Here is a 16,587-nt window from a genome sequence, read left to right as displayed (position 1 = left end):
GATGTTGATACGAGTTATTTCCCTAGTTGCCTTGTTGGCCTCTATGGTCGGTCCGGCTACGGCGCAATCAAGATCTCCGCTTCCAATCGAAGGCAAAGAAAGCCTGTATCAAAGGGTTCTGATCCGTGAGCGGATCGACGCGAGGCCCGAGCCAGACAGCGAAAGTTCCGCGGCGTCTCTTTCTCCATTACAGGTGTTTTTTGTCTATGCTCGTGACGGCGACTGGATGCAAATCGGAGCGAGCGATCAAGGCGACGATCTTATGTGGATTCCGGAAGGGGCGGCTATTCCCTGGAATCAGAACATTGTTGCAACGTTGGAAGGCAGTGACAATGTCGGACGCGTTTTGTTTTTTAATGATATCGACCCGATCTATGACATCATCGAAAGCGAAAACCCCGCCGGTCTTGCAAAAAACGCCAGAGATGAAGCGCTGGCAGCTGAGCAGGGCGGCGAACCGTCAGAAAGCGTGATCGCCTTAGGCCCGCGCGAAACGATTGATCAGCGTCAAAACCTTTATGTAATGCCAATCCTGGCAACGGAAGAGGCTGTGTTCGACATCGGACCGTTCGTAAATCTGCTGCAAGTGGCCGTTGCCAGTGCCAACGCCCCGAACCGCCCGGCGCCATCGGGTAGTCAGAATTCGGGCGACTTAAAAACAGCAGTGGTCTTTGTCGTGGACACTACGATATCGATGGAGCCGTATATCCGCGCTACCCGTGCAGCACTGCAAGAGGTTTATCGAGAGGCCGCAGGATCAGCGGCAGCAGACGCGATCAGTTTCGGGCTTGTTGGCTATCGCGACAGCCTCGAGGCAGCTCCGGGCCTTGGGTATGACGTTCGGACATTCGTGGATCTTCAGCAGGGCCTTAACGTTGACAACTTCCTGAGTGGCATCGATCAGATGCAAGAAGCGGAATCCAGCAGTAAGAATTTTCGCGAAGACAGCTATCGCGGTATTGAATACGCATTGGAAGGCATGGACTGGAGCGACTTTGGGGGACGGTTTATCGTACTGGTTACAGATGCAGGTCCACGCGAATTCGATGATCAGTATTCTGCCACAGGGTTGAGCGCCGAAAGTCTGAACAGGATTGTCCGTGAGCGCATAGGTGGTGCGATGGCCGTCATGCATCTGCGTACCGCGCGAGGTGCCAAAGACCACCCTTCGGCTGAAGCGGCTTATAAGCAACTGACCGCCTTTCCGAATTCTGCTCCCTTGTATTTCCCGATCGAGAACGGTGACCCAGACGTCTACAAGGAAACCGCACGCACGTTGGGTGGGATTGTGGCAAAGCATACGTCTTCTTATCGTCGCAGCGGCGGCGACGAGATTTTGGACGAAGACGCCATTGCTGACAAAGGTGACAACAGGTTTTCCGGCCTGAGTACAGCAAGCCGGACTATGCAACTGGCCTACCTTGGAAAAACAGAAGGCGCGCGAGCGCCCGACTTGTTTGAAGCTTATGTGGCGGATCGGGATTTTGATCGACCAGGATTGAAACCTTTGTCTATCAGATTGCTCATCTCGAAGGCGGATCTGAGTAACCTGGAAGAAGCGTTGCGGATCATTGTCGACCAGGCCGAGCGGAACGTCGTGAACCCTGATCAGTTCTTTGCACAGGTTCTTGGAGTTGCCGCAGACATGAGCCGCAGACCTGATCAGGTATCACGCCAATCAGACCCCAGCCTTGCCGAAGCTGTGGCGTTGGACGAATACCTGTCTGACCTGCCCTATAAGTCTCAGATCATGACTATTACTGAAGATGATTGGGTGCGCCTTCCGATTTCAGAGCAGCAAACCATCGTCAACGGGCTATATGACAAGATCGAACGGTACCGGCGGTACAACGAGTCGACCGATCAATGGGTTGATTACCTTGGGGCCGGGCCGCAGGCAGGAAACTTGCTGTACCCGATGTTGCTGGATGATCTGCCATAACCCCAAAGGTGTTGTCGCAAATCTTCTGCGCGAGCCAAGCCGTCGAAAGCGGTTTCTAGATCATTTGACCATGCGCCAAGCGGGCGATGTGTTCCATCGGGTCACGTTTCTGGTCCCCGACCAACGTATACTGCCAGGGTCCGTCCTGCCAGAAGACGACAAGATACCCGTCCTCTTGTCGAAACCGAAATGATTGAGTTTGAGTTGTGTCGCCATGCGTGGCCATCAAACTTAACCGATCACCCTCTGCATTCTCGTACATAAATAAAGCTGAGGCTTGGTCTCCTGCGGGCAAAAGGCGTCCTCCAATCAGGGAAAACCCGGTTTCCCCAAGTTGCGGCGCGATAATGGCAGAGCCCAGACGATTGGAGAGCCAGGTTTGCAAGTGGTCTTTTTCCGCAGCGGCGACTTCTACAGGGTGAAGAACCTCAACGGCGAATAAAGAATGCGCCGCCTTTGCGTGTTGCGAAAACAATGCCAGATCGTCGGTTGTTCCACTGTTCCAAGGTTGCAAATAAGATCCCAAGCCGAATCCGACTGTAAAAACCGCGACCGAAGCAACCAGCCTCAAAGAGACTGGCGAGGGTGGCGTGGCCTGTTTCCGCAGACTTCGAAGATGTGCCGCAGAAGGTACAGGGACCGCCTTGTTTATCAGATCAGATTGACGCTGCATTGCACGAACGCGCGCTGCATCGTCCGGGTGACGGGCAAGGTGACGGTCAAGGCGTTCGCTCTCTTCCGGTGACAACTCACCGTCTATGCTACGCTGAACCAGGTCTTCGATGGATGGGGTGTACGTCATTTCACGCTCCTGATCTTCACGGCGGTCGAAGCGTCCATTTCAGATTTGATTTTAGTACGCGCGCGCGAGATCCGCGACATCAGCGTACCCTTTGGAATGGACAAAGTTGTGGCCGCTTCGTCATAGCTTAACCCACCAATCACAACAGAAAGAAGGGCTTCTCGCTGATCTTGGGGAACAGAATCCAGCGCCTTCCAGACAGCCTTGAGTTCCAACCGTTCTTCGGCCGTGCTTGTCGTAGCTGCCAGCGTCGAAATGTTGTCGAGATCGACAGTGTTGAATTTGGTCTCTCGACGCCACCTGTCCCGGTAGAGGTTCAACAATATTTTAGTGAGCCATGGTTTCAACGGCCGTCCCGGAAGCCATAGCAATCGTTTGCGAAGGGCGCGTTCAACACAATCCTGCACCAGATCATCCGCCGCATCCGGATCACGGGTCAGCGACCAGGCATAACGCCAAAGATCGGGGAGGCAGTTTTCAAGCTGGTTTTCAAATGACTGAAGCATGTACGTAAGCCGGGAGAGGAAACCTTCCCCCGGCACCAAGGTTCAGGGGCGTGCGATATGCCAAACACCTTTTACACCGTCCCCTGTCATGTCCCCAGGGTTTTCGTCTTTGAACCATAGATAAAGCGGCTTTCCTTTGTAGGCGATCTGAACGCTGCCATCCATGCGTTCGATCAGGCTGTAGCCTTTTTTCAGTTCCATGTTGGCATCACCCATCAGCGGCGGCCATTTGGTGGCACAGTCATCATAGCAATTCGAAACGCCTGTTTCGTCCTTGTCAAAGGTATAGAGAGTCATCTTGTGCGCATCCATAAGGAAGGTTTCTCCGTTGAGCTTGCCAGTTACGGCTGGCGCACCGGTGTGACCATCCGCAAATGAACCGGTTGCAGTCGCAACCAGCGCGACACCAGAAAAAGTAAGGGACTTTAGGGACATTGTATTCTCCGACTGTTTCAGGTCTGCCGAATGGCAGACTATACAACTACGAAGGCACCTGGAAAAAATTCCCCAAAGTGAAACATTTTTTCGGCGGCGTGTGGGCATTGTTTTGATGGTAAAGCCAGAGTCCACGCCTATGGGAAAGGTCACGCATATCCAGTTTGGGTACGAAAAACCTGTATCTGTTCGACAAGTGGGACAAGCGCGTTAGGGCCCGAGGGGCAGGGTGCTTCGTCACCTGTCAGTATCTGAAGTAAGGACAATTAAGTGTTGGCACGGCTATCGCAAATCTTGCAAAACGAAAGCACAGGCGAGCTGATTGCATGCGCCCGGAACAATTATCTCTCAGAAACTTCTGTCTCCGAGCTATCCAATTTGAATTGGGACGCCGCCTAGGCTTAGACCTAGAATTTTCCGGGGAAAAGTCCGCATAAAAACCTTCGAACAAGGTTGACAGAGCGGCGGCGTGAAAATCCCTGCATATCGGTTAGGTAGTTCACCCACATCCCCTCCAGCAAGGCCAGCGTTCCGCTGGTTGCGTCATCTACCAGGTTCGGGTCGCCTCTGTTTTCCGAGGCTATCTCTGTGAACGCGGACCGCAAGGTTTCGACAAGTTTGTCATCCTGAGTGCTGCTGTAACGGGCGATACCTGGATGAGAGCTTGCGATACCCCGAAACGCATGCCAGATTTTAGTACTGCGGGGATTGAGCAGTGCTTCTGACAGGTCGGCCTCAATCACTGCCATAACACGGTCTTCGGGTCTTGCGCTCGGGCCCAGATCTGTCCTTCTGTCCATCTCGGCATAATACTCGGTGCTGAAATGCTGGGCGGCTGCGGTCAGTAAATTGTCCTTACCCCCGAAATGCAAATGGATCATTCCGCGTGACAGACCGGAGCGCTCGCAGATTCGGCTGACCGAGGTATCGGTCACCCCAATATCGGCAATCGTGTCCAGAGTCGCGTCGATCAGTAGCTGTTTATTGGCTTCCGGATCCCGCTTTGAACCGCGTTTTTGTTCCTTGACGCTTTGCGCTTTATTCAATGGTACCAACCGTTTGTGAATGTCTCATAGAGGTAGCTCACAGGAATATTGACACGAAAGGCCATTCTGGCGCAACATTTAATGGACGATCGTCCATTAGTGACTCGTGAATTGCGGGAAGGGAGGTTGGGTGATCTTTCGCAGCGAAGCGTCCCGGGGATATACCCTTAGCGCGCCAGCCACGGCTTACGTGGGCTTTCTGGTCGCGGCGCCATTGGTGATCCTGATTGCCTATTCATTCTGGACCCAAACCTATGTGACGCTCGACAAGACACCGACGCTGAAGAATTACAGCGATGCGTTTGCGGATCCGCTGGTCCGACACCTGATGCTTCGGTCGATCTGGATTGCCGGAGCGGTGACCATAGTCACCGTCGCGCTGGCCTATCCCATCGCGTATTTTATCGCGATGAAGGCCCAGAAAAAGACCATCTGGTTATTACTGATCACCATACCGTTTTGGTCCAGCTATTTGCTGCGCGTATTTGCCTGGAAGCTCATTCTGGGGTTCAATGGAGTGATGAACTCTGCGCTTCTTGCGCTGGGTTTGATCAGCGAACCTCTCGACTTCCTGCTCTACAACGAATTCGCAGTCGTGCTGACGCTCGCTCATGCCTGGGCACCATTTGCGATCCTGCCGATCTATGTCTCACTGCAAAAGATCGATCCGAGCCTTCTTGAGGCTGCAACAGATCTTGGGAACAGCCCCTTTCAACGTTTTATGCGGGTGACGCTGCCGCTGACGATCCCAGGTATCATTGCTGCTTGCCTGATCATCTTCATCCCTACAGTCGGTGATTATGTGACCCCGGCTCTGGTTGGTGGTTCAGATGGGAAGATGATCGCCAATCTTATTCAGGTGCAGTTCGGGGCCGCCAACAACTGGCCACTTGGGGCTACGCTATCGTTAATCGCAATGCTGTCGGTGGGCTTTGCGGCCATCGTGTTTGTCATGTCCGCCACACGGCTGGGGAGGCGGATCAGATGAGACGTCCTACGACCCTGACAGCCTATGCGTTCGTGTATCTGCTGTTTCTGTACCTGCCGGTTTTGTTCCTGCCTTTGTTCTCTTTCAACAGCGGCACAATCGTTGCGTTCCCGATTAAGGGCTGGACACTGGACTGGTATCGGAAGCTGGGCGAGCAGGACACGTTGATCCAGGCGCTTTGGAATTCGCTTGCTGTCGGCACTGTTGTTGCCCTTCTGTCGACCGCCATGGGATTGTTCGCCGCCCGTGCCTTCGTTCGGTACCGTTTTCGGGGTCAACGCGCGGCAGAAGGTCTGGTGATGCTGCCTTTGGTGATCCCAGGTATTATCGTCGCCTCTTCAATGCTGGTCCTGTTTCTGTTTCTTGGTCTCAAGCCGTCATTGCTGACCGTCATTCTGGGCCACACGTTTCTCGCGCTGCCGTTCTCTGTCTCGATCTTGAAATCAGCCTTTGATGACTTCGACGCATCACTGGAGGAAGCATCTTACGATCTGGGCGTCGGTGTGTTCGAAACCTTCCGCCGCGTGACGCTGCCGGTCGTCGCCCCCGGTATCGTAGCCAGTGTTTTGGTCACATTCACCGTCAGTTTCGATGAGTTCGTCCTTGCCTTTTTCCTGTCCGGCAACCAGCCAACCCTGCCGGTTTACATCTGGAGCCAGATCCGTTTCCCCGCCAAGCTTCCAAATGTGTTGGCGCTGGGGTCGATCCTGCTGCTGACTTCGGTTCTGCTTCTGGTTCTGGCCGAATACTTCCGCCGCCGTTCATCCGCATCAGAGGTCCGATGACACACAGAAACATCATAGAGCTCAGGGACGTCGAAAAGCGCTACGGAACATTTGTGGCCGCGAGCGGAATAAACCTTGACCTCAGAGAGGGTGAGTTCTTTTCGCTCCTCGGTCCTTCAGGGTGTGGCAAGACCACGGTTTTACGCATGATCGCGGGCTTTCAGGAACCCACCAGGGGGAAGGTGCTGATTGACGGTCAGGATATGGAAGGAGTGCCGGCCAACAACCGACCGACGAACATGGTCTTCCAAAGCTACGCAATCTTCCCACACCTCAATGTCGGGAACAACGTAGCCTACGGGTTGCGGGGCAAAGCGCCCAAGGCCGAGATCGACCAGCGCGTCGCCGAAGCTTTGGAAATGGTCGAACTGGGTGGTCTTCAGGATCGCGGCGCAAGCGAGTTGTCGGGCGGGCAGCGTCAAAGGGTGGCGCTTGCCCGCGCGCTGATCATGCGGCCAAAGGTGTTGCTTTTGGATGAACCCTTGTCAGCGCTTGACAAGAAGCTGCGTGAACAGATGCAGTTTGAAATGCGCAATCTGCAACAGTCGCTTGGCATTACCTTTGTGATGGTCACGCATGACCAGTACGAGGCTATGACCATGTCCGACCGTATCGGCGTGATGTTCAACGGACAACTCAAACAAGTTGACACGCCAACGACGCTTTATGCCCGTCCCTGTGATCAACAAGTGGCCAGCTTCATCGGTGAGATGAACATATTGCCGGCCCGGTTACTGAGCGAAAGCGGTGACATGTTGTCAATCGATGCGGCTGCCTTCGGGCGGATGGAAATCGAGAGAAACCCCAATGTGGCGACCAGCGCCAGAAACATGAACATCGGTATTCGACCGGAACAGTTGGAGATTGCTGAGGACCGTCCTGAAGACTACCCATCAACGGTTCAGGGCACTGTCAGCAACGTCGCCTTCTACGGTGAGAATATTCACTACCACATTCAGGTGGCTGGGGCCGAGAAACCAATCTCGGTCTCGGTTCCGAACTATTTCCACACGGTCGACTTTAAACGCGGCGATGTCGTTTGGCTGGGGCTTCAGGCGGCTAGCGTGATCGATCTTGGTACGATCTCGGAATAAAACAGAGGGAGGATAGAATGAAACTTCAGGGAATTGCGGCCTTCGCGTGTGCGACGGCAATAACGACAGGCAGTGCCAGTGCAGGTGGCGCCGATCTGACCGTTTTTGACTGGTCGGGATATGAAGATCCCGGATTCTTTGCCAGCTACATGGAAAAATACGGGGATGAAGCGCCAAGCTATTCCTATTTCGGAAGCCAGGAAGAAGCCTTTACCAAGCTGAGTTCCGGTTTTACCGCTGATCTGGCACATCCTTGTTCTGACGCGGTCAGAAAATGGGTCGCAGCTGATCTGATTCAGCCTTTGGATGAAAGCAAGCTGACCAATTGGGCGGATGTGCTGCCCGAGATCAAAGAGGTCGACGCCATCGTTCTGGACGGCCAGCTTTACATGCTGCCGTTCGAATGGGGGAACACAGGTCTTATCTATCGCACCGACAAGATATCAGGGGATGACATCTCACTGCAATTGATGGCGGACCCGGCCTATGCAGGCAAAATCGCCATCCCGGATGCTGCATCGTCTGCTTATGCCTTGGCCGCGCTGGCCACCGGAAACGCGGATGACTACACCAACCTGAGCGATGAGCAATTCAAGGAAGCATCGGATTTCCTGCGCTCGATCCACCCGAATATGCGTTTTTATTGGTCCGATGCGGGTCAGTTTGACCAGGCCATGACCAGTGGCGAGATCGAAATGGGGTGGGCCTGGAACCAGTCCGAACTGAACCTGATCTGGAACGAAGTGCCCGCGGCCATGATGCGCAACGTGGACAAGGGCATCGCGACCTGGGCGTGTGGCTATGTGCATCTGAAATCGTCCACGACACCGGTCGATCAGGTCTATGACCTTTTGAACGCGCTTACGGACCCTGCCAGTGGTCAGTACATCATCGACAACTGGGGCTACCCGCATTCCAACGCAAAAGCGTTCGAAATCGCCGATCAGGGCAGTATAGAAGCCTATGGTTTTTCCGATCCCAAAAGCTTCTTCGAAGGCAGTTTGTTCTTTGATGCTGTGAACCCCGAGCTTGAGGCGAAGATGCTGGCCGAATTCGAGCGGATCAAAGCCGGCTTCTAACATAACCCACTATCCGGAGCCTTTAGGCTCCGGAACTCAACTACAGGAAAACGCGTGATTATGTCGAACGCGAACCCATATGCTCTGCTTTTCGAACCGGTCCAGATCGGGCCCGTCACAGCCAGAAACCGCTTTTATCAGGTGCCGCATTGCACCGGGATGGGGCATCTCAGGCCGCGGGCGGACGCTGCCGTTCGGGGAATGAAAGCAGAAGGTGGCTGGGCCGTGGTGTCCAATCAGGAGACCGAGATTCACCCGACCTCGGACTTGTCCCCGTTCCCCGAAGGGCGATTGTGGGACGCACGCGATGTGCCTGCGCTGCGGCTGATGACAGATGCAGTGCATTCACATGGCGCGTTGGCGGCCATACAGCTGGTTCATAACGGCAACCACGCGCAAAACCTGCTGACCCGCGCTCCGGTTCTTGCACCGTCCGAGATGTCTGTGGATACGACGCAACCAAAGCACGCGCAGGCCATGGACAAGGCCGATATCCGGGAACTCCGCCGCTGGCACCGCGACGCGGCCCTGCGCGCGAAAGAGGCCGGCTTTGACATCGTTTATGTCTATGCCGGGCACAACATGACATTGGCGCAACATTTCATGCTAGCCCATATGAACCAGCGCAGCGATGAATATGGGGGGTCGCTTGAAAACCGTGTGCGGCTGACCCGTGAGTTGCTGGAAGACACCCACGATGCCATAGGCGACAGCTGTGCCGTTGCGTTCCGCTTTGCCATTGACGAGATGATGGGCGCCGACGGTATGCAGGCAGCAGAAGAAGGCCGCGGGGTTGTTGAGCTATTGGCCGATCTTCCCGACCTGTGGGACGTGAATGTCGCGGATTGGTCCAATGACAGCGCAACGACCCGTTTCCAGCCCGAAGATGGCTATCAGAACGCGTTTCTGTCCCACGTCAAACAGATCACCCGAAAACCTGTTGTTGGCGTGGGCCGACTGACGTCCCCGGACATGATGCTGTCGATGGTCAAAAAGGGAATTGTCGACCTCATCGGTGCCGCGCGGCCATCCATTGCGGACCCTTTCATTCCAAAAAAGATCGAGGAAGGCAGGATCGACGAAATCCGCGAATGCATCGGCTGCAATATCTGCGTGTCGTCGGACAATCTGGGTATTCCGATCCGTTGCACGCAAAACCCAACGATGGGCGAGGAATGGCGCCGTGGCTGGCACCCCGAGATCATCGCGCCGAAAAAAAGCGAGGCCGAAGTGCTGGTCATCGGCGGCGGACCTGCGGGGTTGGAATGCACGATGCAATTGGCACGGCGCGGGTATCAGGTGACTCTGGCCGAGGCCTCGGCCGAATTTGGTGGACGGGTAGGTATGGAAAGCAGACTTCCCGGCCTCGCCGCCTGGTCGCGCGTGGTTGACTATCGCCTGAACGATCTGAAACAGCGGGCCAATGTTCAGTTATTCACGGACAGCAAGCTCGAAGCCGGACAAGTCGCCGAGCTTGGCATCGAGCATGTCTTTGTTGCAACCGGCAGCCATTGGCGTGCCGATGGAGTGGGTCGCAATACGCAGCGCCGCCTGCCTAGGGTCACGCCGGATGCCAAGGTGTTGACGCCTGATGACATCATGAAAGGCGTTCTGCCCCCGGACGGCCCGGTGATGATCTATGATGATGATCACATCTATCTGGCTGGGGTGATTGCCGAGAAATTGGCGACTGCCGGATATCAGGTCATTTTTGCCACGCCTGAGAGTTTGGTTTCGGCCTACGCCGTTCACACATTGGAACAGTCCCGCATCCAGGCCCGCATGATCGAACTGGCGGTCGATATCCGCTGCAATCAGGTGCTTACGGCGGTTCAGAGCGACGCGGTGCGGATAGGCTGTGCCTTTACCGACCGCGAAACTGAAATCCCGTGCGCCTCAACGGTTCTGGTGACCGAGCGCCAGCGTGAAACCGCCCTTTTCGACAGCCTGAAGGGAGCCGGTTTGAAAACCCTTGACCTCATTGGTGATGCCGCGTCGCCGGGGCTGATCGCAGACGCAGTTTTTGCAGGTCATCGCGCCGCCCGCGATTTCGAACGCCCAAAGGCCGATGCAGACAAAGACTGGTTTCGCCGTGAGATTATTGATTTGGCAGAGGATGCAACATGAACAGCACCAATGAAGCACCCCGTTCACGTCGTCGCGGGGGCGGGGGGCGCGCAGCGCGTCTGAAGGTACAACAGACGACCACGGGTAACGAAGCCGTACGCGGGGGTCTGAGCGGCGGACGCTATAGACCGCTGACTCAGACCGATATGGAGAACATCCATCATGCAGCCTTGACCGTCCTGGAACAAACCGGAATTACCGACCATTTCCCGGAGTTGCTTGAGCTGGTGCTTCCCAAAGGTGCAGTGCTGAGTGACCTCAACCGGCTGTGCTTCCCACGCTCCCTGATGGAGGACATTCTGGCAGGTGCCGCCAAGGAGTTTTACGTCTATGCCCGAGGGGAGCGCGAAGGTAAGGACGACATGCATTGCACGGCAGAAAGCGTCTATTTTGCCAATTCCGGCACCGCCGTGACAACATTCGATTCCAAATCCAAAACCTATCGTCCGTCGGTTCTGCGTGATGTTTATGATTTCACCCGCCTGGTCGACCGTTTGGAAAACATCCACATGCTGGGCGACACGGTTCTGGCGACGGATGTGACCGATGACTTCACCCATGACATGAACACCATTTATGCCATGCTTGCGGGCAGCCAAAAACCCGCCTGCCTGACGTTCCGCGACCGCAGCCACATTCCACATGCCATTCGCATGTTTGATCTGGCTCAAGGGGGCGAGGGGGCTTTCCTGAAAAAGCCAAGCGTCATATTCGGCGGCTGCCCCATTGTTTCCCCCTTACGGATCGGCAAGGAAAATATGGAGATCCTGATTGATACCGCCAAACTTGGCCTGACTGTCGATCTGGCCGTGCCACCTCAAGCCGGGGCCACGGCACCTGCGACGCTTGCGGGAACGCTGGTTCAGACCGTGGCCGAAACACTTGCCTGCGTTGCCATCGTCAACCTGATCACGCCGGGTTGCCCCATCTGCTTTGCGGCCTGGCCCTTCATTACGGACTTGCGCAGCGGGTCTTTTACTGGCGGCAGCGGCGAACAGGCGCTGATCGGTGCCGCAGCAATTCAGATGGGCAACTTTTACGGACTTCCTACCTCGGTGGGTGCAGGTATGACCGATGCAAAAATACCTGATGCGCAATACGGGTTGGAAAAGGCGCTGACCTTTACCCTTGCGGCGCATGCTGGTGCCAATCGCCTGTGCGAGTTTGGTGGCATGATCGGTAGCCTGATGGGATGCAGCTTTGAAAGCATGGTCATCGATGACGAAGCGGGCGGCATGATCCTGCGATCGTTGCGTGGGATAGAGGTTACTGATGAAACCATGGCGGTGGATGTGATTCACCAATGCGCCATAGATCCGGGTCATTTCCTCGGCAATCCGCACACGCTGAGCTATATGAACAGCGAATTTGTCTACCCACAGCTGATGGACCGCGAGCGTACGGACACTTGGGAGAATGAGGGGAAAACGGATCTGTTGGACCGCGCCCGCAACAAGGCGAATTCCATCCTCGACAGCCATTTTCCTAATTATTTTGGTGCTTTGGACGCTCGGGTGCGCGAAGAATTCCCTATTGTACTAAGCGCGGAAAGCATGGCCCGCCATGGATAACTCCAACGCCAAGCAATGGGACAACGACCACTTCCTGCACCCGTGGGAAGGGATGGAGGCTTTGGGTGAAAACGACCGCACCTTTATCGAAGGTGCCAGCGGCATTCATCTGATAAACGAAAAGGGTGCTCGCCTGATCGACGGACCGGGGGGAATGTGGTGCACCCAGATTGGGTATGGGCGCACGGAAATGGCCGAAGCAATGGCCGAGCAAGCCCGGAATCTTGCCTATTTCTCACCCTTCAACAACACCAACTCGACTGCGGCACAGTTCGCCCGCGAAATCGCCGAACGTGCGCCCGGCGACCTGAATAATGTCTTCTTTACAACCGGCGGTTCCACCGCGGTTGATACAGCTATCCGGTTTGTCCATTTCCGCAACAACCTTATGGGTCGGCCAGAGAAAAAGAAAATCATTTCAAGGCAAAAAGCCTATCACGGAAGCACTTATCTGGCAGCCAGCGTCAGTGGAAAAGAACGTGACAGGCTTTGGCTCGACAAGGCCGACGACCTGGCGCTTTTCCTGCCGGACGTGAACCCGCTTTACCGCGCGCCCGGTCAAAGCGATGAGAGCTTTCTGAACGAGAAAGCTGCCGATCTCGAAAACGCCATTGTGGCACTTGGCCCGGAAAATGTTGCCGCTTTTATCGCTGAACCAGTTTTGGCCTCGGGCGGTGTCATCGTGCCACCAATCGGATATCACGCACGCTGCCTGAACATCTGCAGGAAGTATGATGTCCTGTATATATCAGACGAGGTTGTCACGGCTTTCGGCCGATTGGGTCATTGGTTCGCCTCCGAGGCTGTCTTTGGCATTCAGCCCGACATAATCACCTGCGCCAAGGGGATGACATCCGGGTATGCGCCGATGGGGGCCGCGATTATCTCAGATCGGCTGATAGCGGATGTTGCGGGAAAAGATGCCACCTTTTCAAATGGCTACACCTATTCGGGCCATCCGGTCAGCGCGGCTGCCGGGTTGAAAAACATCGAGATTTTCGAGCGGGAAAAGATACTCGAACACGTTCGAAAAGTCGGCCCGGTTTTTCAGGATCAATTACAGCAGTTGCGCCAGATTGACATTGTGGCCGATGCGCGTGGGATGGGATTGATGGGGTGTGTTCAGTGCTCAGTCGATGGCGATCCCCAGAGCGAGCTTGGGCGCGACTATGAGATTGGCGGTCGTATCGATATGGAATGCCAGAAACGCGGTCTGCTTGTACGACCCGTGATCAACATGTGTGTTCTTTCACCGCCCCTCATCATTACAAAAAGCGAAATCGAGCATATGTTTGCTATTCTGCGACAAGGGCTAGAAGCGACATCCGAGTGGCTCGGCAGGATCAGTGGCCGGTGACTGTTGCAGGCTGTCGCTGCGAAAATCTGGAGATCGGATACCGTAGCGGCATTTCGAACTTAGGCTTTGCCAAATTCGCTTTCGTCAAGGAGTTGGCGTATTTGCACTGCCCGAGCGACTATGGCATCTACACGTTGGTTCCAGAGATGGAGTGTTTCGGATCATCAGTGTATTCGTTTGATTCTGTCGTGCACGGCCATTACAGGACCGGCTATTTACGTCCAGAGAGATCCCAAACAAGGCCAGTAAACGAAGGACGAGTTCGTAGCGCGTCAAGACAGTGACTACAGTTTCAACCTCGGGACAGCGTAATCAAAAGGATTCCCAATGCGATCAGGCTTGCCCAGCCGATACGGTGCAGAAAACGGGATTCCTTCAATATGATCGCCGCGAGGGTCACTGAAACCGGGATCGATGCTTGCCGTACCGCGCTGACTGTGGCGGCTTCGGCCCCAAGCTGGAACGCGGTCAGGATGAATAGGTAAGACAGATAGGACGCAATCCCGGCAAAAGCGATCCGCACCGGTGCCTGCGCCCAGCCACGCACGACCCCCAGAAACGGGGCTGACAAGTGGCGATCTTCCCAGGCTCTGATGCCAGCAAGCAGCGGTGTCACCAGAATATAGGTGAAAAACAGGAAAGGTGCCGGATTGGTCAGCTTCATCGCTTGGGCATCGCTTAGCGAATAAGCGGCAGATCCCAGCATCGCCACACTTGCCAGCGCGAATGCTTTGTGATCATGCAGCAGTCCGCCAGGCGACTTCTGAATCATCAGGCTGCCTAGCAGGACCAATGCGATCCCCAGCAGGGTGAACCACGAGTAATGCTGATCAAGGGCCAGCCAGCTGAAGGCGACAATGGCAATCGGCGACGAACGGATAATCGGATAATAAACCGACAGGTTCCCACGTCTCAGGGCCGACAATGTGCCGTAGTAGTAGAAGGTCAACCCAAGGGCTGAGATTGCGACAAAGGGCCAGGTCTCAAGTGGCAGGCTCAATTCCTGACCCATAACCAGCGTATGAACCGCCGCCAGGATCACCCAGGTCAGAGACACTCCGACATAGCACGACACCGGATGCGCAACCCCTTTCAGCGTAAGGTCGCGCAATGGGTGGGTTGCCGCCGAAACCAGAACCAATGCGATCCAATAGGCTTCCATACCTCAGGTCTGATGCAATGGGTTACGTTGCAGGAAAGTGTTGAAATGCACCGTCAGCTGATCCTCGGCGATCTGTACGACACCGTAAGCCGGAGGTTCGTCGCAGAACTCGCCATCGACACTGGCCGCATTCAACGGAATCTGATGGTTGAGACTGGGCAGGCTGGTAAATGGAATGCCGCGCCAGTTCACATAGGTCATGCGGTGCACATGGCCGTAAAACACATGCCGAATGTTGCGCCCGTGTTTGAGGGCGTCAGCAAAGGCGTCCGCCTCGACCAGCCTGATCTCGTCCACAAGGGGAATGCCAAGGTCAAAGGGCGGGTGGTGCAGGAACACATAGGTTGGCTTGTCCTCGGCTTGGGTCAGTTGCTGCCTGAGCCAGTCCAGCCGGGCAGGGCAAAGCTGCCCTTCATGCACATCGCGCCCGTCTTTGGTTGAATCGAGAAACAAGAAAACCCCCTCATCCGTTTCGAACCGATGCTGGACAAACCCGTTGGCATCCTTTGGATGATCCGGGAAGATCGATTGGAAAACAGTTCTGTCGTCGTGATTTCCAATCAGCAGAAAAGAGCGGAGCGGAAATGCGGCCAGTTTCGCCTTGAGCGCCCGATAGGCCTCATCCTCGGCAAATTCAGCCAAATCGCCAGAGATGACACAGAACGCCGCATCGGAATGGCACCGAACGATATCGTCCAAACAGGCGTCCAGCCGCTGGGATGGAAAGCCGCCGTTTAGCGGGCCGGAGTCGCGGACGAGGTGTATGTCAGTGATGTGAATGAATTTCATCAGCCCTTTTCCCCGAGTATTGCAAGAAATAAGGTATCGACGAAGTTTGCCGATCACACGGATTTAGTAAGAAATTCACTGGGTTCACTCGCTCATACGCGACAAGGTTTGCAGTCGTATACGACAGAGTTCGCGAAACTTCCCCCAAATGATGTGAAGCCGTAGTCCAGATAATCCGGCCGTATCGCTGTCGCGGGTACGCAAGTCTGAAACGGGCGCGGTACCGTGCCTAAACGAACATGTGGAACCCGGGCAGTTTTGCTTAGCAGAGAAAATGGAGAACCAATGTCGCGCACGCCGAGGAGGTAGATACGCTTAGGTTTGCCCTCTGTATGCCGCCGTTTCACACAGCGCAGCCAGTGTCATCACACCGCCTGGCCTGGCTGGGTTGCCGACTTGCGTCCACAGCGGCAGCCTCGCTGGCAAGTAGGCTTCCAATCTCTGCACCCAGCTGCAGCTTAGAGACCTGGCCAAAGTGATGTGCCGCAATCCGGCCTGACTGATCCAATAGAACAAGGCTGGGCGTGCCGCGCATTCCGTATGCCGCCATGGTTTCCGGCAAAGGCCCGGTGCCCTGTTTGTCGACCGCCACAGGAAACCTGATACGGTATTCGTGAAGAAAGGCTTTCAGTGATACCGGCGTCATTGCGTCGTGATGTTCGAAAACGGTGTGCAACCCGATTACGGCGACGTGTTCGTTGGAAAAATGCTCCCGCACAGCTTGTGCCAGAGGGATGCCATGGATGACGCAGCCTGGGCATAGCATCTGGAAAGCCTCAATGACGACAACCTTACCCTGGAAATCCGAAAGCATTAAGTTCTTGTCAGTGTTGAACCATTCACTGACCTGCAGTTCAGGCGCTTGCATATTGATCTCTCCTGTTCAGAGGTCGGCCGCCTGCCT

15 protein-coding genes are annotated in these 16,587 nt (G+C 55.2%); 8 read left to right on the top strand and 7 right to left on the bottom strand.

The genetic code is table 11. The annotated features are described in order from the left end of the window. Position 1: 1 nt before the first annotated feature. A complete protein-coding gene (locus tag ACR3E2_RS18935) occupies positions 2-1,942 on the top strand; it encodes a vWA domain-containing protein (protein ID WP_480483526.1) in 1,941 nt (646 codons plus the stop codon). Positions 1,943-1,997: 55 nt separating this feature from the next. Here the strand turns inward: ACR3E2_RS18935 and ACR3E2_RS18930 are convergent, their stop codons facing one another. From ACR3E2_RS18930 to ACR3E2_RS18915, 4 genes are all read right to left on the bottom strand, one after another. Beyond that, positions 1,998-2,744: an anti-sigma factor family protein gene (locus ACR3E2_RS18930; RefSeq protein ID WP_480483524.1), complete on the bottom strand. Its 747-nt coding sequence runs from the start codon at positions 2,742-2,744 to the stop codon at positions 1,998-2,000. Next, on the bottom strand, positions 2,741-3,250 hold the full coding sequence (locus tag ACR3E2_RS18925; protein WP_480483522.1) for an RNA polymerase sigma factor: 510 nt from the start codon (positions 3,248-3,250) through the stop codon (positions 2,741-2,743). The genes ACR3E2_RS18930 and ACR3E2_RS18925 overlap by 4 nt, the downstream gene beginning before the upstream one ends. Positions 3,251-3,292: 42 nt before the next feature. Beyond that, positions 3,293-3,685 carry a COG4315 family predicted lipoprotein gene (locus ACR3E2_RS18920; RefSeq protein WP_480483519.1) on the bottom strand — a complete coding sequence of 131 codons (393 nt, stop codon included), beginning with the start codon at positions 3,683-3,685 and terminating at the stop codon, positions 3,293-3,295. 407 nt (positions 3,686-4,092) lie between these two features. Further along, a complete protein-coding gene (locus ACR3E2_RS18915) occupies positions 4,093-4,740 on the bottom strand; it encodes a TetR family transcriptional regulator C-terminal domain-containing protein (RefSeq protein ID WP_480492849.1) in 648 nt (215 codons plus the stop codon). A gap of 121 nt (positions 4,741-4,861) precedes the next feature. Here ACR3E2_RS18915 and ACR3E2_RS18910 point away from each other — a divergent pair, with 121 nt between their 5' ends. Genes ACR3E2_RS18910 through ACR3E2_RS18880 form a run of 7 tightly spaced genes read left to right on the top strand, consistent with a single transcriptional unit; the run spans position 4,862 to position 13,732 of the window. Beyond that, positions 4,862-5,719 (top strand): ABC transporter permease, encoded by an 858-nt coding sequence (locus ACR3E2_RS18910; RefSeq protein WP_480483515.1) that lies wholly within the window; start codon positions 4,862-4,864, stop codon positions 5,717-5,719. Then, positions 5,716-6,504, top strand: a complete 789-nt coding sequence (locus ACR3E2_RS18905; RefSeq protein WP_480483513.1) for an ABC transporter permease — start codon at positions 5,716-5,718, stop codon at positions 6,502-6,504. The genes ACR3E2_RS18910 and ACR3E2_RS18905 overlap by 4 nt, the downstream gene beginning before the upstream one ends. Continuing rightward, complete coding sequence (locus tag ACR3E2_RS18900) at positions 6,501-7,598, top strand: ABC transporter ATP-binding protein (protein WP_480483511.1); 1,098 nt, start codon at positions 6,501-6,503, stop codon at positions 7,596-7,598. The genes ACR3E2_RS18905 and ACR3E2_RS18900 overlap by 4 nt, the downstream gene beginning before the upstream one ends. 17 nt (positions 7,599-7,615) lie before the next feature. Further along, complete coding sequence (locus tag ACR3E2_RS18895; protein WP_480483509.1) at positions 7,616-8,677, top strand: ABC transporter substrate-binding protein; 1,062 nt, start codon at positions 7,616-7,618, stop codon at positions 8,675-8,677. Positions 8,678-8,737: 60 nt separating this feature from the next. Beyond that, positions 8,738-10,804, top strand: a complete 2,067-nt coding sequence (locus ACR3E2_RS18890; protein WP_480483507.1) for an FAD-dependent oxidoreductase — start codon at positions 8,738-8,740, stop codon at positions 10,802-10,804. Beyond that, a complete protein-coding gene (locus ACR3E2_RS18885; protein WP_480483505.1) occupies positions 10,801-12,375 on the top strand; it encodes a trimethylamine methyltransferase family protein in 1,575 nt (524 codons plus the stop codon). The genes ACR3E2_RS18890 and ACR3E2_RS18885 overlap by 4 nt, the downstream gene beginning before the upstream one ends. After that, on the top strand, positions 12,368-13,732 hold the full coding sequence (locus tag ACR3E2_RS18880) for an aminotransferase (protein ID WP_480483503.1): 1,365 nt from the start codon (positions 12,368-12,370) through the stop codon (positions 13,730-13,732). Before ACR3E2_RS18885 ends, ACR3E2_RS18880 begins: the two co-directional genes overlap by 8 nt. A 292-nt stretch (positions 13,733-14,024) precedes the next feature. Here the strand turns inward: ACR3E2_RS18880 and ACR3E2_RS18875 are convergent, their stop codons facing one another. The 3 genes from ACR3E2_RS18875 to ACR3E2_RS18865 form a co-directional block, all read right to left on the bottom strand. Further along, entirely contained in the window at positions 14,025-14,894 is an 870-nt protein-coding gene (locus tag ACR3E2_RS18875) for an EamA family transporter (protein WP_480483501.1), read from the bottom strand. A gap of 3 nt (positions 14,895-14,897) precedes the next feature. Beyond that, positions 14,898-15,683 (bottom strand): phosphodiesterase, encoded by a 786-nt coding sequence (locus ACR3E2_RS18870; RefSeq protein ID WP_480483499.1) that lies wholly within the window; start codon positions 15,681-15,683, stop codon positions 14,898-14,900. Positions 15,684-16,026: 343 nt separating this feature from the next. After that, positions 16,027-16,551, bottom strand: a complete 525-nt coding sequence (locus ACR3E2_RS18865; protein WP_480483497.1) for a redoxin domain-containing protein — start codon at positions 16,549-16,551, stop codon at positions 16,027-16,029. Positions 16,552-16,587 lie beyond the last annotated feature (36 nt).

This window comes from Ruegeria sp. AL7 (assembly GCF_056536105.1).
This window is presented reverse-complemented; position numbering and strand designations above follow the sequence as displayed.